Raw genomic sequence first — 20,001 nt, 5'->3', positions numbered from 1 at the left:
CAAGCTGGGAATTTCCTCAAAAAATCAGTATGCTGCGCCCCACATTTGCGCATCCCCCCGCTCCGCGGCGGAGAATCGCACCGACAAGGCAGATGATTTTCTCGCCGAGTCCCACAGCCGGACGCAAGATCCGGGTGTACGTTTTGAAGGCTGGCGCGGTTTACCAAAAATGAACCAAGCCAGTCCCCGAGAAGCCGGCCACAAGCCGGCTTTTTAATTGCCCAAAATAATCCCGTCCCATCCGAGATTCCTGCCGATAGCCTGGCTATCACGGGCGCTTCAGACGCGGCCCTGTCTGATGGTGTTCAACGCCATTTGATCTCGTCCGACGACGTAATGGGACGACAGGGAAACATCAATGGGTCAGCTGAATCCTTCGAAAACCTGACCGAACCCGGCACCGATGACGAGAGCCATGGGCTACGCTTGCTCGTCAAACCTGCCAGGCGTAAATCCTGGCTTCTTCGCTTTCAATTGGCGGGCCGTCGTAGAGAAATGGGCCTGGGCTCATTCGCGGCAAGTGGCTGGCCCTAAAAGAAACTGGAGTTCACCTGATGAGTCATGTGCAGATCCGCCCGGCGAGCCTGGAGGACGCCGAGAACATTTTTCAGACCCACAAAGATTCGGTTGAGCGCCTGTGCACGGCTGACTACAGCGCCGAACAGATCGCCATGTGGCTGGATGGGCGTTCGCCACAGACGTACCGGGAGGCGATCGTGGGCGGCAACGTGTGGCTGGCGCAAAACGACGGGATCCAGGGGTTTGTCGAGGTTGACGGGCATGAAGTCAGCAAACTGTTCATACGCGGCAGCGGGGCGCGGCAGGGTATCGGCAGGCTGCTGCTGGAAAAGGCCTTGCAACAGATCCGCGATGCTGGCCACTCCAGGGCCTACCTGGAGGCGACCTTGACCGCAGAAAAGTTCTACCAGCAGTTCGGCTTTCGCAAGATCGGCGAAGGCACGTTTTCCCGAGGCAACAGCCCGGTCTCCATCGAGATCATCAAGATGGAACGGCCTCTCCAGGCTACTTAATCGCTGTCCTTTGGCGCTCGGTGCCGACTACTCGGATAAATGCCCCCTTGCCAATACTGGCACCCCAAGTGCTAAATCCACCCTTTCGACCACAACCTCGTTGACCCGACACCCCTTCTGCGGGACCACTCCGGTTTGAGCTTCGCGGGAACCAAAGACATGGCGCTTCACATCCCGACCTTGCTGGTCGCGTCAGTCTTCGTCTTCGCGTTGATGGGGCTGTTGACCTGTCACGCCTGGTGGCGCGAACCCCGTGAGCGGACCCTGGCATATCTGGGCGCCATGATGCTGCTGGCTGCGCTGGGTGTGGTGCTGGTCAGTTGGCGGGGTCGGGGGGTCGATTTTGTGCCGATCATCTTCGGTAACATCGCCCTGTTGTTGAGCGCGGCGATGAACTGGACGGCCATGCGCGTGTTCGTCGGACGCACACCCTCAATGCAGGGGATTCTGGCCGGGGCCGGCCTCTGGCTGACGCTGTGTCTGAGCCCGGTTTTCTATGACGCCATGCCCGCTCGAGTCGTGGTGTATTCCCTGCTGGTCGCCGGTTATGGCGTGCTGACGGCACTGGAGTTCTGGCGCAGCCGTCGCAGCCTTGAAGTCGCGTACATGCCCGCGCTGCTGTTGACGCTGCTGCACACCACGTTCTATGTGGTCCGCAGTGTGATCGACAAAAGCCTGCCGCTGGATCAGGCCTTGTCGGGCGTCGGTGATGGCGTGCGCTTTTTCTCCTTCATGCTGTTCGAGTCCATGCTCTACGTCATTGGCATTGCCTATGTGGCGCTGGCCATGGTCAAGGAGCGCGCCGAACTCAAGTTCAAGGCCGCCGCTTTCTGTGATCCGTTGACCGGAATCGGCAACCGTCGCGCGTTCATGGCTAACGGGGAACGCTTGCTGGCGGACAGCAATCGCCACAAGGAACCCGCCGCTCTGCTGCTATGCGACCTGGATCACTTCAAGCGCCTGAACGACAGCTTTGGTCACCCGATGGGGGACCAGGCCTTGATCGCATTCAGTCGGATTCTGGCGGAGAACCTGCGCAAGCAGGATGTGTTCGGTCGTATCGGTGGCGAAGAGTTTGCCTGCCTGCTCAAGGAGGCAGGTGAGCAGGAAGCGGTTCAGGTGGCCGAGCGCATTCGCCAGTCCTTTTCACAGCTGTCGATGCTGGAACCGGGGATGCTCAGCGTCAGCATTGGTGTCGTCACCACGCGTGAGTCGGGCTACGATCTTTTCGGCCTGCTTTCACAAGCGGATGAAGCGCTATACGGGGCAACGGATCGGGGACGTAACCGCGTTCAGACCCTGCGCAAGATGTACTTGAGCCTCACGGATAACTGAACCCCTTCACCAGCGTCAACTCCCCCACCGCCCGCATCGGCACCAGAAACGTCTCGATCTTTTCGCTCGGCGTCCCCTCCTCGGTAATCACTGTGACCTGTGCGGTGGTCAGCGCTTGAACCGCCTCTTCCTGCCCCTCTTCGTCACTGCGATAGCCACCGCCGAAGTAATTCACATACACCAGATACTGCCCCTTGATCGGCGCAGGCATGGCGAAGATTTCCGGACCGTAGCCGGTGGTGACGTCGACATCGAGTGCTGCGCCATTGGGGGCGACGCGATCGCCGTACCAGATGTGCGCACCGTCGGGGGTGATCAGGTGCAGGTCGAGGTCGGTGTTGTCGCTGTCCCATGACAGCAGAACGCGCAATTTGGCCGGTGTTGCTCCACCGCTGGCATTCAAGAACTGAACACGACGGCGTTGCTGGCCGTCAGGGCTACGGACCTCGACACTGTTGCTGCCGTTGGGAAACGAGAACGGGCGATCAAAGCGGCCCGCCGGATCGATTTTCAGCGGCATGCTGACACCGTTCACAATCAACCGGCCGGGCTCCGCCGACTTGGGCGTGGCTTTGATCTGTCCGGCGATGCGCGCGGTGTTGGCCTGGCCTGCCGGTGTGTTCACCGAGGAGGCCGGGTAGTTGACGGTCTGACGGAAGTTCTCCCCCTCGCCTTCCGCCGCACCGGTGCGCCAACCGCCTGCGGGGGTGTCGAGCTTGACGCTATCGGCAGCCTGGGTCGGCGATAACACGGCCGACGCGAAGAGCAACAGCAAGACCTGTGGATAACGGAGTGTCATGGTCTATTCCAGCAAAAGATGACGGGCGAGCCCTTCGATGTAGGTTTCATCCTGGCCGTTGGGGTGTGCCTCAAAGGCCAGGTGCAGGTATTCATGAGTCAGGTCGAGACGGTCTTGCAGCGAGAGCACGCCGCGCACGTAGATACGCTGGCGTTCGCGGTCGACATAGGGGCGGCCAAAAGTCAGGCGACAGACGGCGAACGTGCTGACTTCGTTGTAGCCGGTTTCGCTTTCCAGCCGTGGGCGCCAGCCGCGACGCTGCTTTTGCAGCCAGTCCTGCGCGGCGGGCAGCGCTTCGCAGGAGGCGACGGGATTGTCCCAACGGCTGAGGCTGGCGCGTGGGTAAGCGTGCAGCAGGATGGCGTCGTAGCGTTGGCCGGCATTGGCTTGTTCGACGGCGTGCAGCCAGGACAGTTTGTCCGGGCCGGGTTGATCGGAATGGTAGGTCACGGTGCTGCCGGCCAGTACCAGATCACGGGTCCAGGCGGCGATGTCGCGCGCTTCGGCGCTGGCCGGACGCGGTGCGACCCGTTGGCGCTGGCTGCTGTCGTCGATGCTCAGGCAGTCGCCGTGGCGCGTGGCGTTTTGCAGCAGGTAGGTGCGAATGGCCACGGCCAGGGCTTTGGCCGCTTCGGCGGGTTCAGCGCTGGCTTCGCGCTGCAGCACGCGCGCGACGTATTCTTCGCGGTCCAGGCGCGCCACCAGTGTGTCGTTCAGTAAAAACAGTTCACCATCACTGTGGATATCAAGCTGATTGCCGCTGGCGAATTCGACACGATAGTCGCCCTGTAAAGGTCCGGACGCTGCCACGCGACCTCCCGACAGTACGCGTTTCAGTGGATAACGAGAGAACAGACTGACCTCCACGCACGTTCCGCTCTCGGCCGCGCCTGATGGCGGGAGCACCGTCGCCAACGCCGGACCATATTCACGCAAGACTCGCTGACTGGTCCCGCGCCCACCGGCCCAGATCGGCGTACCGTCCACCGTCCAACCAGCAAAACCGCCCTGGCGCGACGCCGGATCCCGATCCCCCAGCCAGCTCCAGGTTTTCACCCGCAACCGGCCGCCGAGCTCGCCGACGACATTGCCGTCTGCGGCATTGAGCACCACATCGAGCAACACCCGGCGCGCCTGATCCTGGGCCGGCAGCAGCGCCAACGTGCGTAACAACTGAGCCACCGGGACCCGAGTGGCGGGCTGCAACGACGGTAAGCTCAGCAACCATTCCGGCGCCTGTCGCGTCTGCCAATAGGCTCGCCAATCGGTGCTGGAAATGCCCAGACGCGCCGGTTCGAAATACAATCCGCAGGATTTGACCAGCGCCTGATCACGCTCGATCTTGCCGCCCGCCGTGCAGCAATAGACTTCCTCCTTCGACTGCCCGCGACATTCATAAGCCGCCTCGCGGGCGCCGGTGTCCACCAGCCAGGCGTAGACAAACAACTTCCACACACTGCCCAGCGGGGTCTGCAAGGTCTCGGGCAACGGCTCGCGCGACAGCAACTGAGTCCGGCTCAAGGACAGCAAATCGCCCTTGAACGCCAGATGCAGCGGTTCGTCCTGCGCCGTGGCCAGCGCAGGAAGCAAACACAACAGCCAGCAGACCAGAAGCCGTGGCATGTCAGTGGACCGTGACCTGACCGAGCGCCGGTTTCTGCTCTTGAGCCTGATGCTGTGGCGCATACACCTGAGTGAAGCGCGCCGGCGGCAGGTTGAATTGGCCTTTCTGCGAGAAACGCACCAGATGACGCAGGCGCAGTTCGCCGCTCAGCGCATCGACCGGCACGGCATAGGCCAGTTGTCCCGGTTCGAAACGGGCCTTTTCCAGTGCCGTCGGCTCGGTGCCGGCCTTGCCCATCAACTTGATGCCCCAGGTGGTGCGCTCAACATCGGCGCCCGGTGGCAACGGCACTTCGAGCATGCCGTAGCGCAGCGGTTTGGCAGCTTTGCTGGTGAGGATCACTTCGTCCAGGTACAGGTTGTCACTGGACAACGGCGCGTTGCCGACCGCTTCCAGTTTGAAGGTGAACGCTTCATCCCCCGGCACCAATCGCGACAGACGACGGGTGATGGTCACGGCCATCGGATCGACGGTCGGTTGCTGGCTCTGGAAGCTCAATGCGGCCCGCAATGGGCGCTCCTGGGTGCCACTTAACGACAACACCGTGGGCACGGGCGTAGCCCCCTGCCACGTCCAATACACCTCACCGGTATCACCGTATTTTTTCTTCCAGCCTTCACCCGGCGCCAAGGCGATGGTGGGTGACGCCTGTTCGATACTGCGCTGCAGCCAGGTCAGCGCCAAGGCACGTTCCAGCGTCGACTGCTGTGGCAGCAAACGCTGCAGCAACACTTGCGCGCGGGCCTGATCGAAGGCTTGCAGTGACAGGGTCAGGGCTTCGGCAAACGGCTGGGAACTGACGGCCAGGCGCTGCTGTGCATCCGCCAGTTGTCGGTTGAAAGCGTCGGGCACGGTGACCTTCGATTGCTTGGCCAAAGACGCTGTCAACGCCCGGGCCGCGGCCAGACCCAGCGCCGAATCCGGATCACTTATGACGATGCTGTCTTCGCCATCGTCCATCAGGTTCGCGGCATTGCCCTCGCCCGCTTTTGCCAGATCCTCCATCAATCCACTGAGCAAGGTGTTCACCGGCAATTGCATCTGTTTGGCGAACGACAGAATCAGCGCTCGCTGCAACAGCGGCGTGTTCTTCGCCTGTTTCGAATAGACCTCCAATACCCGTTGCCAGTGCTCTGGCGGCAGGCTCAGTTCCAGCATTTTGCTGGCGTGCCAGTCGGCGTAATAAGCGTAGGCGGTCAGGAACGCGTCCGGCTCGCCGTCCATGCCCCACCAGGTGAAACTCGCCGACGGCCCGGCCATTTGCACCAGACGCAAGCGGCTGTTCTGCATGATCAGGCGCAAGCGGTCGCGGACCTGCGGGTTCGACGACAGGCTCGGATAGGCAATGCTCAGAGGCAGCAAGCGACTGGCGGTTTGTTCGACGCCGCCATAGGGGTAGCTCAGCAGATCGTCCAGCGCTGAGCGGAACAGCGCTTGCGGACTGTCGTCCAGGCGCAGGCGTATATCCGTGGCGTCCGCCGGCAGTGTCAGCGGCGTATCGCCGACAGTCACGTCCAGGCTTTGGCTCTGCGTGACCTGCCAACCTTCGCCGGTGGCGGCCAGGCGCACGGCCAAGGCATCAGCGGTTTTGCCATCCTGCACCAGCTCGGCGGTCCACTCGCCACTGGCCAACGAGAACCCGGGCAACGCGATGTAGTTGATGCCGTTATTCAGGGTCACTGGCACACGCTGCTCGTTGCCCGCGTAATGAATCACCAGTTCGGCCTTGACCGGTTTTTCTGCCTGGCTGAACGCGAACACGCCGAGATCCGGCTTATCGCCCGTGCGGAATTTGTTTGGCCCGCTCCACTTCAGGTACAGCGGTTTCTCCGAGCGCACGAACTGCTTCTTCTGCCCGACCTGACCGTCATCGGCGATGGCCCGGGCAGTGATGCGCCAGCGGGTCAGCGAGTCCGGCATCTTGAAGGTGAAGCGGGCCTTGCCACTGGCGTCGGTCACCAGCTCCGGTTGCCACGCGGCGGTGTCGACGTCTTCGCGACGCGGCCGCTCCAGCACCTTCACACCGCGCTCGCTGCGGTTGGCCTTGCCCGGCGCGCCTGGGCTGCCGGGCAGCGCCACGTCGTAGCTGATGAACGACAGGCTGGCGCTGGTGCGCACGTTGTTACGCCGCGGGTGGTAGAAGAACTGGTCGATGCTAGGCGCCACCTCCGGCTGCAGCGCATAGACCATTTCGTCGACCACGCTGACCGTCAGGTGCGCCGGGATCGGCTTGCCGGCGAACTGGGTGGTCAGGTCCACCGACACGGTATCGCCGGGTTGATAGGTGTCTTTATCGGTGGCGATGGCCACGTCTATCTGCGGCGCAATCACCTTGATGCCGGCGTTCTGGAAACTGTACTGGCCGCCCTTGGTGTACAGCACCGAGAAGGTCAGGTTCGGCGCGAAGTTGTCCTTCACCGCAATGCGCGCGCGGTATTGAGTGTCGCTGAGTTTTTCCATCTTCAGCCAGTCACCGCCCCTGGACAGCAACGCCGTCGCCTCGACCTTGTCGCGCTCCAGCGACAGCAGTGCATCGCTGATCGGCTCGGGGAAGGTGATCAGTGCCAGCGCTTCGTCGCCGGCCTTGTACTGCGGTTTGTCGAGGACGATTTCAACGGTGCCCGGCACCGCTTTGACACCCTCGCCGGTGACCGAATGACCCGTAGCGCCGAGGGTTCGGCCGTGGTCATCCCGGAGTGTCAGGTTGTAGGTGCCAGGGCGCTCGAACGCCAGGCTGAACCCCTTGTCGGTGGCCGCCAGTTTGCCTTCGCCGGTGCTCTGGTCCTCCAGGCGCACCCAGCCATAACTGCTCGGCGTGACCGACTGGCGCTGCTCGCTTTCATTGGCGTAGCTGAAGGCCACCTTGTCGCCCACCGCACTGAACCGTTGCGGCGCGCTCAAGCGGAAATTTGCCGCACCGCGATCAATGAGAATTTCCTTGGTGGTCTTGACCCGGTACGCCGCGCCATCACTGGCGAACACGGTGAGCATGTAGCGGCTCGGTTTCTCCGCGGCCGGCAGCTCGAGGGTGGCGTTGCCCTTGGCGTCGGTGGTCAGTTCGGTGCTGGTCAGCTCCACCGGGAATTGCCCGAGGTATTGCAGCTCGTTGTCGACCATCGACAGCTGCTGAGCGCGCAGGCTCAGGCTCAATTTGGCATTGGCCACCGGTTTGCCGTCGGGATACAGCAGCACCAGGCTGCCCTTGACCGCTTCGCCGGTGCGGTAGTCCTGTTTGGCCAGGTTCAGTGAAATCTCGAAGTGCGGCTTGATGTACTCGGCGACCCGGAAGGCGCTGCTGTAGGCCTGATCCTTGTAATTGAAACGCAGCTCATAACCACCGGCCACGGCATTGTCGGGCAACTGGAAACGGCCTTGGGTGCCGGCCTTGGAATCGAGTTTCAAGTCCAGGGTTTGCAACGCCGTTCCCGTCGCATCCAGCACCGTCACATTGACGTCAGCGGCACTCGGTTGCACCGAATCCCGGGCGTTCTTGAACTCGCGCCCGACGATTTTCAGTGACACCCAATCCCCTGGCCGGTACAGCGGCCGGTCGGTGAACGCGTAGAGTTTGGTGTCGTAGATTTCGCTATCGTAGTAGAAGTTTTCCGAGACGAAAACGCCGCCCTCTTCGTCTTCGCCTATCACGAACGAACGCTCGGGGCTGACGTGCTTCAAGCGCAGCAGACCGTCGGCATCGGTGGTACCGCTGCTCATCACGCCGAGGCCGTCGGTCCACAACACATTGACCTTGGGCACCGAACTGCCTTCGTGCTTGCGCGCAGCCCACACCAGCAACTCATCGCCAGCGATCTTGCTCACGGCCACGGTGTTGGAGACGAAGACCATGGTCGTCGCGCGGTACTTGCCGATCAGCGCTTCCACCAGATACAGCCCCGGTTTCAGGTTGCCCAAGGGGATATAGACGTTGCCCGGCGCGACGCTGACGAATTCACTGGAGGAGCCAGCGAGATTCACCCCTTCCGGTGGCTGGATCGGCTTGGCCTGCCACAGCGGGTAGCGAAACTGGCTGACCACTGGCAGCCCCGGAATCAACGCGAATTGCGGCTGAGCGTCGTAGGGCGTGGGCGCGGCCATGGCGTTGCCCATCTTCAGTTCCGGCACTTCTTCGGTGACGTGTTTACGCGACTCGTAGGAAAACGCTCGCTGCATTACCCGGCGGGACTTGCGGTACCAGCTATCCCACAGGTACGCCAAGGTGTTGGACAGTCCTTCGCCCTTGAACTGGCCGTCGCTGACCACCCGGTGCAGGTTCTTCTGGCGCTTGAGGAAATCCAGCGGCTTGTCGATGCGATACACGCGGATGTCGGCGCCGCCGTAGGGCTCCATACGGAACCGGCGATAGTCGCGGCCCGGTGCTTCGAGACGCACCATCGCCTGTTCGTCGCTGGCGAAACTGCTGTCCGCCAGCAGAAAGAAACTCTCACCGGCCACCGGCGTATAGCCACTCGGCTCGACGGTGTCTTCGGCATTCACCGGCGAAAGAGGCAGCATCAAGACCAACAGCAGGGGCAGAAAACGCAACATGCGGGCACCGATCATTGGGAGAGAAAATTCAGTCGATAAACGCCGATGAAGTTGGGGTTGGCTGCATCGGGTATCCATCGGGTGTCCTTCCATGTCATGAGTTGTTGCAGGCTTGCGGAGCGCATGCCGTTGTCAGTGGGTGTGGTGGTGCCGGTGTGGTAAGCGATGTAGCGGCCCATCCAGATCATCAGGTGCTGGTCGTCACCCTGATCGAAAAACATCAGGTCGCCGGGACGCGCCTGGGCCACATCACGGCCGACCAGATGGCTGTTGAACTGAATCAGCTTGATCGCGTTGACGTACGGCCCGACCTTGCCGCCGCCCTGCTGCCACTGCTGGGCGAGGCCGCGCTGGGCGTCGCTCAGTTGCAGTTCCGGCGGCAGGTAGCGGTTGGACAGGCCGTTGCTGCGCAGCCATTTGTCGTCATGCACCTTTAGCGCTTCGTTGGCGGCGAAGCGCACCAGCCCGGCGCAATCCTGCTGATACCAGCGCGGGCTCGGGCCCTGGCTCAGTTGCTCCTGGGCGATGCGCACGAACCAGGCGCGGAACACCTGGGATTGCTGCGGGTCGAGCGCCGGGGTTTCGACGGCCCGGGCACCCGCGCTCAGCAACAGCGCAAGCAGGCCAAGGCTTCGGATCAGTCCGGTCACAGCGCTTTCCATTCCAGTGGCAGCCATTGCCAGTGGCCGTCGGGTTCGCTGCCTTCAGGCAAGGTCAGCGCGTACTTGCCGTAACCGCCGAGCTTGCGCAGTTTCGGGATCAGGTAGGTTTGCGCAGCGTTGTAGAACACCGGCTCCATGTCCTGGGGCAGGCTGTCGAGGGTTTCCTGCTGCATCAGTTGGGCCATCGCATCCGGACCGAAATAGACCGGCATCAGCAGGTCTTTCGGCACTACGTCGGCCATCGGCGGGAAGCGTTTGTCGAGGGTGCCGAGCGCCTTGTCCACCAGTTTGTCGTCGAGGGAGAACAGCAGCGTCGAACCGTGACGCGCCAGGCTGACGCGCATGAACGCCTTGCCGGTGATCGCCTCCGGGTCCTCGGCGTCCTTCGCCGCGTACGGACCGAAGTTGGAGCTGACCTGACGCTGCCACTGATGGCTCTGGCCCTCCTGCTTTTCGACCACAGGGAACGCGTGATCATCAACCTTGCCTTCGTAGGCACCGACCATCGAGCCGAACAGTTTGCCCAGATCACCGTCGAGTCGGGCGCTGTCCTTATCGCTCAGGCCGGCCACCAGCAGCGGCGTGTACAGGCGCGAATCGGCGTACCAGCACAGGCCCGCGGCACCGGCCATGTGTTCGGTCAAGGCCTGTGCCACCTTCTCCTCGGCACCGAGCTTAACCAACAGCGGTTTCTGTTGTGCGGCGGCGAGTGGCAAGGCCACACAGGCGCTGGCGCCCATGGGCATGGCTTGCCAGATCGGCTTGAAATCGAAGCCCGGCTGGTCGTCCAGTTCATCCATGGCGAGGAAGCTGTGCCAGCCCTTGTCGTCCATGTCGAAGCGCAGCCCGGCGAAGTTGGGGATGAAGCGCTGGTAACCCATTGCCAACACACTGGCGTTGACCGACAGGCGTTGCTTCACTTCAGGCGCGCGCGGCGGAAGGCCGAATGCTTCGGGGAACAGTTTGTCACCGTTGAGCAACGCGGCGATGGCGGCTGTCGAGACACTGCCGGGCTCCTCGGTCTGGCCACTTTGCGGGTCGTAGAGTTTCGACGGATTGGACAGCACCACCAGTTTGTCGCCATGGGAGGCAAACAGCAGCGCCTTGCTGGCGTTGTAGGTGAGCTGATAGAGCGCCACATCGTCGTTGCCGACTTTCACATCGGCGATTTTGCTCAGCTGTGAATCATCCAGCGCGACCTTCGCCAGCGGCTCGAGCACCTTGGCCAGTCCGCCGCGATCCATCACCAGCAGGAAATCCTTGAGCCGACCATCCGCCCCACGCCACAGCGCCACGTCGGCGGGTTGATCGAAGAGCTGCTCGATCAGGCTGTCCTGCAACTTCAGGTCATGCTCGTAAATGATCCGCCGCAGACTGCCGATCAGTCCGAGACGATCCGCGTGAGTTTCGTAATAGAAGACGAAATCTTCGGTGAGTGTTTCCTTGAGGAACGGCACCGCCAACAGATCCTTGGGCAGTTGGCTCAAGGAACGGGTTTCCAGCAGGCCATCCGGCCGGCTCATGCCCAGTTTATCGCTGGCCAATACGGGCGCAGGGGCCTTGGGTTTGTGCAGGAACCACCCCACCCCGCCCGCCACAACGGCTACCAGGCCTAACCCAAGCAATAGCGCCGGCCAGCGCCGGGAAGGTTTGGCGGCCGCTGAATCGGCGGCAGGGGACACGATGTTTTCACTCATTTCACAAAACCCAATTCATCCGTGGTGCGGGATGCTTAATAGTTGAAAGTCTTGACCAACAGCAGGTCGCCGATCGCACGCAAGGGCACGATGAAGGTCTCGCGTTTTTCGTCGACGGTGTTTTCGTTGAGCACCAGATTGATCTGCGAGGTGATCACCTCGTTCTGGTTGCTGGCCTCATCGAAGTTATAGCCGCCACTGCCGAAGTTGCCCCAATAGTTCACGTAAACCAGATAGGTGCCATGCAGCGGCGCCGTCATGGTGAACATTTCCGGGCCAGGACCGTCGACGCCGTCCGGGTCAAGGCCGCCGCCGTTGGTCAGCGCCGAATGAGCCCAGAACGCGTGCTGGCCATCGGGAGTAATGATGTGCAGGTCGAGCTCGGCCTTCGGGTCGTCCCAACCGAGCACCACCCGAATCCGCGCCGGAGTGCGCAGGTTGTTGGCTTCATAGAATTGAACGCGCTTGAGCGACTGGCCTTCGGCACTGCGCACTTCGACACTGTTGGAGCCCGCGCCGAACGCATAGGGCCGGGCGAAACGCCCCTGATCGTCGGTGTACAGGTTCAACGGATTGCCGTTGACCGCCAAGGTGTGAGGACCACGTTGCGTGCCGATGGCCTTGAGCTGGCCCTCGATCATCGTGCGATTGCGCTGCACACCCCGGTCGATGGGCGGCGTGGGATAGGCCACTTGCGGGTTTTCCGTCCGGTCCAGCAGGCCGTTGTAGCGCCAGCCGCCCACGGGTTCCGACACCTCGGCACTCGGCGCGGCCAGGAGTACCGGCGCACAGAGCCATCCAACAAGCAGCAAAAGAATCGAACGCATGTGATGCCTCCTGCCATGCATGACGAAACCTTGCGCCCGATCCTCGGCGCGTTACAGAGGTTGATACTGCGTTTCGTCTGAAAGACCCGTGACTGTCGGGTCGTATAGGGCGCGAAGGTTAACCGCCGTGGCCGCTTCTAACAATGAGATCGCCGTGAAAATGCGGCGCAAATCACGCGGGTGAGTGGACGGTGAGCCGAATAATGCCTCTATTCGGCTCATTTTGTGAGCCGAATAATCCCCAAGTCTGCGCCACCATCCACTTGTGGCCGGGGAGCTCGCTCTCGCTTGGCCGCGAAGCAGTCGCCAAATGCCCCGCTCATTTGCCCATAAACCCCATGTCTGCTAGTGTCGCGCCGGTTTAACGTCAACCGGAAATCGCCGCCATGGCCCGCAAAAAAGCTGCACTGGATTTCGAACAATCCCTCGCTGACCTGCAAACGCTGGTCGAGCGTCTGGAGAATGGTGAATTGTCGCTGGAAGACTCGCTGACCGCTTTCGAGCAGGGCATCGGCCTGACCCGCGATTGCCAGGCGGCGCTGGCCCAGGCCGAGCAAAAGGTGCAGGTGCTGCTCGAGCGTGATGGCGAGTTGGCCGAGGAACCCTTCGACGCGGATCAACCAGAATGATTGCAGCGTATTCGGCGACCAGCCAGGCCCGGGTCAATGCGGCCCTGGAAACCCTGTTCATCGCGCCCGGTCCTGAGCTGGCGCGTCTCTACGAAGCCATGCGCTACAGCGTGATGAACGGCGGCAAACGTGTGCGCCCGCTGCTGGCCTACGCCGCGTGTGAAGCACTGGGTGGCAAGGCCGAGCAAGCCAACGGCGCGGCCTGCGCGGTGGAGCTGATCCACGCCTACTCGCTGGTGCACGACGATTTGCCGGCCATGGACGACGACGACCTGCGCCGCGGCCAGCCCACCACTCACAAGAAATTCGATGAAGCCTGCGCGATCCTTGCCGGCGACGGCTTGCAGAGCCTGGCTTTCAGCGCCCTGCTCGACCCGCGCCTGAACAGCGCAGACGCGGAAATCCGCCTGCAGATGGTCAGCGCCCTGGCATTGGCGGCAGGCCCGGCGGGCATGGTCGGCGGGCAGGCCATCGACCTGGGTTCGGTCGGCCTCAAGCTCGATCAGAAGGCCCTCGAATACATGCACCGGCACAAGACCGGTGCGCTGATCGAAGTCAGCGTCAAGCTCGGCGCCCTGGCCAGTGGGCACGCGCAGAAGGACGAACTGAAATCCCTGCAGACTTATGCACAGGCCGTTGGTCTGGCATTTCAGGTCCAGGACGACATTCTCGACGTCGAAAGCGATACCGAAACCCTCGGCAAACGCCAGGGCGCCGACATTGCCCGCGACAAGCCGACCTACCCGGCCCTGCTCGGCCTCGACGCCGCCAAGGCCTACGCTCTGGAATTGCGCGATCAGGCCCTGCACGCGATGCGACCGTTTGACGCGGCGGCAGAGCCTCTGCGCGATCTGGCCCGTTACATCGTCGATCGCCGCAACTAAAGGCGTATCCGCCAAAAAGGACCTATGCGTGGGCAGGGTGCGATCCATCAGGTAAACTGCCGCATCTTTTATACCTATAACGATTCGCCTGATGCCCACGACGTTTCATGAGATTCCCCGCAAGCGCCCAACCACGCCCCTGCTCGACCGCGCGAATACGCCGGACGGCCTGCGCCGGTTAGGCGAAGCCGAGCTGGAAACCCTGGCCGATGAGTTGCGCCTGGAATTGCTCTACACGGTCGGTCAGACCGGTGGGCATTTCGGCGCCGGCCTGGGCGTGATCGAGCTGACCATCGCGTTGCATTACGTCTTCGACACCCCGGACGACCGGCTGGTGTGGGACGTGGGTCATCAGGCTTATCCGCACAAGATCCTCACCGGTCGTCGCGAGCGCATGGGCACCCTGCGCCAGAAGGACGGCATCGCCGCCTTCCCGCGCCGCTCCGAGAGCGAATACGACACCTTTGGCGTCGGCCACTCCAGCACCTCGATCAGCGCAGCGCTGGGCATGGCCATTGCCTCCCGCCTGCAAAACAATGATCGCAAGGCCATCGCGGTGATCGGCGACGGCGCCTTGACCGCCGGCATGGCGTTCGAAGCGCTGAACCACGCGCCGGAAGTGAACGCCGACATGCTGGTGATCCTCAACGACAACGACATGTCGATCTCGCGCAACGTCGGTGGCTTGTCCAACTATCTGGCGAAGATCCTTTCCAGCCGCACCTACGCCAGCATGCGCGAAGGCAGCAAGAAAGTGCTGTCGCGCCTGCCCGGGGCCTGGGAAATCGCCCGTCGCACCGAAGAATACGCAAAAGGCATGCTGGTGCCCGGCACCCTGTTCGAAGAGCTGGGCTGGAACTACATCGGCCCGATCGATGGCCACGACCTGCCGACCCTGATCGCCACCCTGCGCAACATGCGCGATCTGAAAGGCCCGCAGTTCCTGCACATCGTCACCAAGAAGGGCAAGGGCTTCGCGCCTGCTGAAGTCGATCCGATCGGCTACCACGCGATCACCAAGCTCGAGCCACTGGACGCCCCTGCCGCTGCGCCGAAAAAAGCCAGCGGGCCGAAGTATTCCGGTGTGTTCGGTGAGTGGCTGTGCGATATGGCCGCGGCCGACCCACGCCTGGTGGGCATTACCCCGGCAATGAAGGAAGGCTCCGACCTGGTGGCCTTCAGCGAGCGCTTCCCGTTGCGTTACTTCGACGTGGCGATTGCCGAGCAACACGCCGTGACCCTTGCCGCCGGCATGGCCTGCGAAGGCGCGAAACCGGTGGTGGCGATTTACTCGACCTTCCTGCAGCGCGGCTACGACCAGCTCATTCATGATGTGGCGGTACAAAACCTCGACGTATTGTTCGCCATTGACCGTGCAGGTCTGGTGGGCGAAGACGGCCCGACGCACGCCGGCAGTTTCGACCTGTCGTTCCTGCGCTGCATTCCCGGCATGCTGGTGATGACCCCGAGCGACGAAAACGAGCTGCGCAAAATGCTCACCACCGGCCATCTGTACGAAGGCCCGGCGGCGGTGCGCTACCCGCGTGGCACCGGCCCGAATGCGACCATCGAGAAGAACCTCGAACCGATCGAAATCGGCAAGGGCGTGGTTCGCCGTCAAGGCCGCAACGTCGCCCTGCTGGTGTTTGGCGTGCAACTGGCCGAGGCGCTGAAAGTTGCCGAGACGCTTGACGCCACCGTGGTCGACATGCGTTTCGTCAAACCAATGGACGAAGCACTGGTTCGCGAAATCGCCGCCAGCCATGAGCTGCTGGTGACCGTCGAGGAAAACGCGATCATGGGCGGCGCCGGCGGCGCGGTCAGCGAGTTCCTTGCCCGGGAAAACATCCTCAAGTCGATGCTGCACCTGGGCTTGCCGGACAGCTACGTCGAGCATGCCAAGCCTGCGCAAATGCTGGCCGAGTGTGGATTGGACGAGGCCGGAATCGAAGCCGCGATCCGCGAACGGCTGCAGCTGCTTAACCGCTAAACACACTGTCCCTGTGGGAGCGGGCTTGCCCGCGAAGAGGCCGGCTTATCCAACATCAATGTTGGCTGTACCGACGCCTTCGCGGGCAAGCCCGCTCCCACAGTGTTTTGTGGGCTCTCAAAACTGTATTTGCCTCAACGCACCATCGGACTATCAATGAAGTTTGCCCGCGTCGCCCTGCCCCTGTTTCTGCTACCCACCGCCAATACCCTCGCTGACACTTTCGAACGCGATCAAGCCCTGAAACTGCCCGACGTGCTGATCAGCGCCAACCGCCAGGTCGAAGCGCGCAACGACAGCAGCGCCGCCAACACCGTGTTCACCCGCGAAGACATCGACCGCCTGCAACCGAACAGCATCGCCGATTTGCTGCGTCGAGTGCCGGGCGTACAAGTGGCGCAAACCGGTGGTCGCGGCAGCTTGCCGGGGGTGTACATTCGCGGCACTCAATCGGCCCAGAGCCTGGTGCTGGTGGACGGCCAACGGATCGGCAACTCGACCTCCGGTGACAGCAACCTGCAACACATCAACATCGAGCAGGTCGAGCGCGTGGAAGTGCTGCGCGGCTCCCGCTCGGCGATTTACGGCAGCGATGCGATTGGCGGCGTCATCCAGATCTTCACCCGTCGCGGCGGCGAGCAAGGCTTGCAACCACGCCTGCACATGGGCTTTGGCAGCCACCAGACCTGGGAGCGCAGCCTCGGCCTGTCCGGTGGCGATGAACGCACCCGCTTCAACCTTGGCACCAGCCTTGATGAAACCGCCGGGATCAACCGCACCCGCCAGTCGTATCCCAGCGATGGCGATTACGATGAATACCGCAACAAGTCGCTGAGCCTGAGCCTGAGCCACGCCCTCACCGACGACATCGAAGTCGGCGCCAACCTGTTGGATAACCGCGGCAAAAGCGCGTTCGACAACCCGTTCGGCCGCTTTGACCCGGCTACCTTCGAGTCGCTGCAGCAGCAGCCCTACAGCGAATTCGACGTGAGCAGTGTCAGCAGCTACCTCGACGCGCGAGTGAATGACCTCTGGAAAACCCGCCTCGAATTCGGCCACAGCGAAAACCGCGAGAAGACCCTCGACAAACTCAGTGACGAGCGCAGCGTGTTCAACACCTATCGCGACTCGCTGACCTGGCAGAATGACCTGACGCTCAACGAGCACAACAGCCTGATCCTCGGCGGCGACTGGTACGAAGACCGGATCAACAGCAGCACGGACTTCAACGAAGACAGTCGCTGGAACCGCGCGGCGTTCATCCAGCATCGCTATCAGACAGACCGCTTCTCCACCGAGCTGGGCTTGCGTCACGATGACAATCAGCAGTTCGGCGGCCAGAACAGCTGGAGCGGCACCTTCACGCTGCCGCTGAACCCGGACAACGACATCCTGCTGAGCTACAGCGAAGGCTTCCGCGCACCGACCTTCAACGACCTGTATTACCCGGACTTCAGCAACCCGGACCTGAAACCCGAAACGTCAAAGAGCTATGAGCTGCAATGGCGCAGTCAGTTGACGCAGGACAGTCGTCTGGAAGCCTCGCTGTACCGCACGGATTTGGAAGACGCGATCATCTTCGGCAGCAACTCGCGCCCGCAGAACGTGGCTTCGGCACGGATCAACGGCTTTGAAGCGGCGTTGAAACAAGAGCTGTTCGGCTGGCAGAGCAACCTCGGCGTGGCGATCATCGACCCTCGCGATCGCGACACGGGCCATACCCTGGCGCGGCGTGCCCGGCGCACCTTGAGCCTGGACCTGGACCGGCAGTTCGACCGCCTGGGCCTCGGCGCCAGCTGGCAAGCGGTGAGCGGCAGCTATGACGACCTGAACAATCAACAACCCTTGGGCGGCTATGCCTTGTTGGGGTTGCGTAGCAGCTGGGAGCTCAATCGCGAGATCAAGCTGGAGTTGAAGGTCGATAACCTGCTGGACAAGGACTACAGCCGGGTGCTGTACAGCCATGAAGGCAGTCAGTATGGGTATCGTGAGGAAGGTCGAACGTGGATGTTTGGGGTGACGTGGACGCCGCAGATCTGACCTGAAAAGAGCGGTGTTCGGACAGGCCTCAACGGTCAGGTGCGATCAACCGGCAAAGCTTGGCGGTCGCTTCGATCATTTGCCCGCTGGGCCGCTCCAGGCCTTTATCCGCCACCAACAGCAACTGCCCCTTCGCCACCGCTTCCACCTGGGACCAGGTTTTCCACGCATCGAGCTGCGCCTGATCGCCGGCCAGAATCACCTGCGGATTGCGCTGTAACACCGCCTCCACACTGACCTGTGGCGCGGCCAGCGTCTGGTCGCCGAATACATTTCGTGCCCCGCAAACTTCGAGCGCATTACTGATGATCTGCCCGCCACCAATGGTGTACAGCGGCCGATCCCATACCTGATAAAACACCCGCAACGGTTGATCGCGGCGATAACGTTGACGCAATTCCGTCAGACGCTGCCTTAACCCCGTCGCCAGTGAGACACCGCGCTCCGGCCGCCCCAGTTGCGTGGCAATCGCCTCGATTTGCGCGGCGAGTTGGTCCAGGTCATGGGGTTCGGCGACGTAGGTCGGGATGTTCAGGTTTTTGAGTTGTTCACGCTGGGCCGGACCGACGCTGCCGGGCCAGAGCAACAGCAAGTCGGGCTTGAGGCTGAGCAGCCGCTCCATATCCAACTGACCGTAGCGGCCAACGGAAGGCAGGTTCTGGATTTCAGCCGGACGCTCACCGGCATCCAGCACCCCCACCAGCAGGTCGGCTGAACCCAGTTCGACAACGATTTCAGAGAGCGATGGCGCGAGACTGACGACCCGTTCGACCGCCGCCACCGAGCCGCTGACGGCCAGCAGCAGAACCGCCAGCCAGGCCGCCTGCATCAGCCGAGTTGACGCGGAATGCGGTAGAGGTAGAACAGCACCGTGGTCGAGAGCGCCAGCAGCACCAGCGGCACGGCTTCGAGACCGACGAACACGGCCAGGGCACCGATCCATGCCGGCAGGCCGGCGACAAGAAATGCCGTACGCCGTTTGGCCGCCAGACTGATCCACGCGGCAGGCTCTTCAGGGGTATCAAGGGCTTTCTGGGTGGCGATCAAGGCGTGCTTGTAAGCACCGAAAAACTTCAGGCTGACAAACATCGAAGCCACACCGGCGATGAACAACGGCATCGCCAGCACCGGCAAGATCGCTTCGCTCTGGCCGAACACGCCGTTGATCACGAACAGCGGCAACAAGGCCAGCGCCAGGTATTGCCACCAGTTGACGGACAGTCGCCGCCGCACCTGACCGCGGGTCACGCCCGGTCTACCTCGCCCTGATGTTCATTGCCCATCATATGGTCAAGCTTGCTGGCCTTGGTCGCCAGGTAGAGTTTGTTGTGCGGGTTGTGACCGGTGTGCAACGGCACGCGCTCGGCGACCACGATGCCCATCTCGGTCAAGGCTTTGACCTTGCGCGGGTTGTTGGTCATCAAGCGCAAGGATTTCACGCCCAGGTGCTCCAGCATCGGCAGGCACATGGCGTAGTCGCGCTGGTCGGCGGCAAAACCCAGGCGCTCGTTGGCTTCAACGGTGTCGGCACCGCCATCCTGCAGCTCATAGGCGCGGATCTTGTTCAGCAGGCCAATGCCACGGCCTTCCTGACGCAAGTACAGCAATACGCCACGGCCTTCGCGGGCAATCGCCTGCAACGCGGCTTCGAGTTGCGAGCCGCAGTCGCAACGCTGGCTGAACAAGGCATCGCCCGTCAGGCATTCGGAGTGCAACCGGCCGAGCACCGGGGCACCGTCGGCAATCTCGCCCAGGCTCAGCACAACGTGCTCACGACCGGTGGCTTCATCGAGAAAGCCATGCATGGTGAATTGCGCAAAAGGCGTTGGCAGCTTGCAAGCGGCGACAAAAACGACAGGCACCTGTGTGCTCCTGATCTAAAAGTCTGAAGATTCGCAGGCGGGCATTGTAACAGCAGGTTCCGGATGACGCTTAGGC

The 20,001-nt window shown here is 62.2% G+C and carries 15 protein-coding genes and 1 pseudogene; 7 read left to right on the top strand and 9 right to left on the bottom strand.

All coding sequences use genetic code 11. The features are described 5' to 3' along the window. Positions 1 to 336: 336 nt before the first annotated feature. The 3 genes and pseudogenes from ACX3YD_RS02605 to ACX3YD_RS02595 form a co-directional block, all read left to right on the top strand. Positions 337 to 513 (top strand): annotated as a pseudogene (locus ACX3YD_RS02605) (Arm DNA-binding domain-containing protein); the annotation flags it as partial. A 41-nt stretch (positions 514 to 554) separates the two neighbouring features. Next, positions 555 to 1,031 (top strand): GNAT family N-acetyltransferase, encoded by a 477-nt coding sequence (locus ACX3YD_RS02600; RefSeq protein ID WP_458959214.1) that lies wholly within the window; start codon positions 555 to 557, stop codon positions 1,029 to 1,031. 159 nt (positions 1,032 to 1,190) lie between these two features. Then, positions 1,191 to 2,366, top strand: coding sequence for a GGDEF domain-containing protein (locus ACX3YD_RS02595; RefSeq protein ID WP_458959213.1), 1,176 nt, complete (start codon positions 1,191 to 1,193; stop codon positions 2,364 to 2,366). Here ACX3YD_RS02595 and ACX3YD_RS02590 read toward each other — a convergent pair. From ACX3YD_RS02590 to ACX3YD_RS02565, 6 genes are read right to left on the bottom strand one after another with little or no spacing between them, the layout of a single operon-like run. Then, complete coding sequence (locus tag ACX3YD_RS02590; protein WP_047533798.1) at positions 2,353 to 3,165, bottom strand: YfaP family protein; 813 nt, start codon at positions 3,163 to 3,165, stop codon at positions 2,353 to 2,355. The two genes, ACX3YD_RS02595 and ACX3YD_RS02590, sit on opposite strands and share 14 nt — an antisense overlap. A gap of 3 nt (positions 3,166 to 3,168) precedes the next feature. After that, positions 3,169 to 4,788 (bottom strand): DUF2300 domain-containing protein, encoded by a 1,620-nt coding sequence (locus ACX3YD_RS02585; protein WP_458959212.1) that lies wholly within the window; start codon positions 4,786 to 4,788, stop codon positions 3,169 to 3,171. Between the two features lies 1 nt (position 4,789). Continuing rightward, positions 4,790 to 9,349: an alpha-2-macroglobulin family protein gene (locus tag ACX3YD_RS02580; protein ID WP_458959211.1), complete on the bottom strand. Its 4,560-nt coding sequence runs from the start codon at positions 9,347 to 9,349 to the stop codon at positions 4,790 to 4,792. Next, entirely contained in the window at positions 9,346 to 9,996 is a 651-nt protein-coding gene (locus ACX3YD_RS02575; protein ID WP_130209795.1) for a DUF1175 domain-containing protein, read from the bottom strand. Before ACX3YD_RS02575 ends, ACX3YD_RS02580 begins: the two co-directional genes overlap by 4 nt. Continuing rightward, the gene (locus ACX3YD_RS02570; protein WP_458959210.1) at positions 9,981 to 11,693 is read right to left on the bottom strand and encodes a DUF2138 domain-containing protein; all 1,713 of its coding nucleotides are present in this window, start codon (positions 11,691 to 11,693) and stop codon (positions 9,981 to 9,983) included. The genes ACX3YD_RS02575 and ACX3YD_RS02570 overlap by 16 nt, the downstream gene beginning before the upstream one ends. Positions 11,694 to 11,728: 35 nt before the next feature. Then, positions 11,729 to 12,520 carry a YfaP family protein gene (locus tag ACX3YD_RS02565; RefSeq protein WP_458959209.1) on the bottom strand — a complete coding sequence of 264 codons (792 nt, stop codon included), beginning with the start codon at positions 12,518 to 12,520 and terminating at the stop codon, positions 11,729 to 11,731. A 386-nt stretch (positions 12,521 to 12,906) separates the two neighbouring features. Here ACX3YD_RS02565 and ACX3YD_RS02560 point away from each other — a divergent pair, with 386 nt between their 5' ends. The 4 genes from ACX3YD_RS02560 to ACX3YD_RS02545 all read left to right on the top strand — a co-directional run bounded on the left by ACX3YD_RS02560 (position 12,907) and on the right by ACX3YD_RS02545 (position 18,063). Then, on the top strand, positions 12,907 to 13,149 hold the full coding sequence (locus ACX3YD_RS02560; RefSeq protein ID WP_007894317.1) for an exodeoxyribonuclease VII small subunit: 243 nt from the start codon (positions 12,907 to 12,909) through the stop codon (positions 13,147 to 13,149). Further along, positions 13,146 to 14,033: a (2E,6E)-farnesyl diphosphate synthase gene (gene ispA / locus ACX3YD_RS02555; protein ID WP_103403414.1), complete on the top strand. Its 888-nt coding sequence runs from the start codon at positions 13,146 to 13,148 to the stop codon at positions 14,031 to 14,033. The genes ACX3YD_RS02560 and ispA overlap by 4 nt, the downstream gene beginning before the upstream one ends. A 91-nt stretch (positions 14,034 to 14,124) precedes the next feature. Then, positions 14,125 to 16,023: a 1-deoxy-D-xylulose-5-phosphate synthase gene (gene dxs, locus ACX3YD_RS02550; RefSeq protein ID WP_103403413.1), complete on the top strand. Its 1,899-nt coding sequence runs from the start codon at positions 14,125 to 14,127 to the stop codon at positions 16,021 to 16,023. 156 nt (positions 16,024 to 16,179) lie between these two features. Beyond that, positions 16,180 to 18,063, top strand: a complete 1,884-nt coding sequence (locus ACX3YD_RS02545; RefSeq protein ID WP_458959208.1) for a TonB-dependent receptor domain-containing protein — start codon at positions 16,180 to 16,182, stop codon at positions 18,061 to 18,063. 28 nt (positions 18,064 to 18,091) lie between these two features. On the opposite strand, the gene ACX3YD_RS02540 is transcribed toward ACX3YD_RS02545, so the two are convergent. Genes ACX3YD_RS02540 through ribA form a run of 3 tightly spaced genes read right to left on the bottom strand, consistent with a single transcriptional unit; the run spans position 18,092 to position 19,925 of the window. After that, positions 18,092 to 18,892 carry a cobalamin-binding protein gene (locus tag ACX3YD_RS02540; RefSeq protein ID WP_458959207.1) on the bottom strand — a complete coding sequence of 267 codons (801 nt, stop codon included), beginning with the start codon at positions 18,890 to 18,892 and terminating at the stop codon, positions 18,092 to 18,094. Further along, the gene (locus tag ACX3YD_RS02535) at positions 18,892 to 19,311 is read right to left on the bottom strand and encodes an MFS transporter (RefSeq protein WP_103403410.1); all 420 of its coding nucleotides are present in this window, start codon (positions 19,309 to 19,311) and stop codon (positions 18,892 to 18,894) included. The genes ACX3YD_RS02540 and ACX3YD_RS02535 overlap by 1 nt, the downstream gene beginning before the upstream one ends. After that, the gene (ribA, locus tag ACX3YD_RS02530; protein ID WP_047533858.1) at positions 19,308 to 19,925 is read right to left on the bottom strand and encodes a GTP cyclohydrolase II; all 618 of its coding nucleotides are present in this window, start codon (positions 19,923 to 19,925) and stop codon (positions 19,308 to 19,310) included. Before ribA ends, ACX3YD_RS02535 begins: the two co-directional genes overlap by 4 nt. Positions 19,926 to 20,001: the final 76 nt, after the last annotated feature.

It is taken from the genome of Pseudomonas fluorescens group sp. PF-1, assembly GCF_054481335.1.
This window is presented reverse-complemented; position numbering and strand designations above follow the sequence as displayed.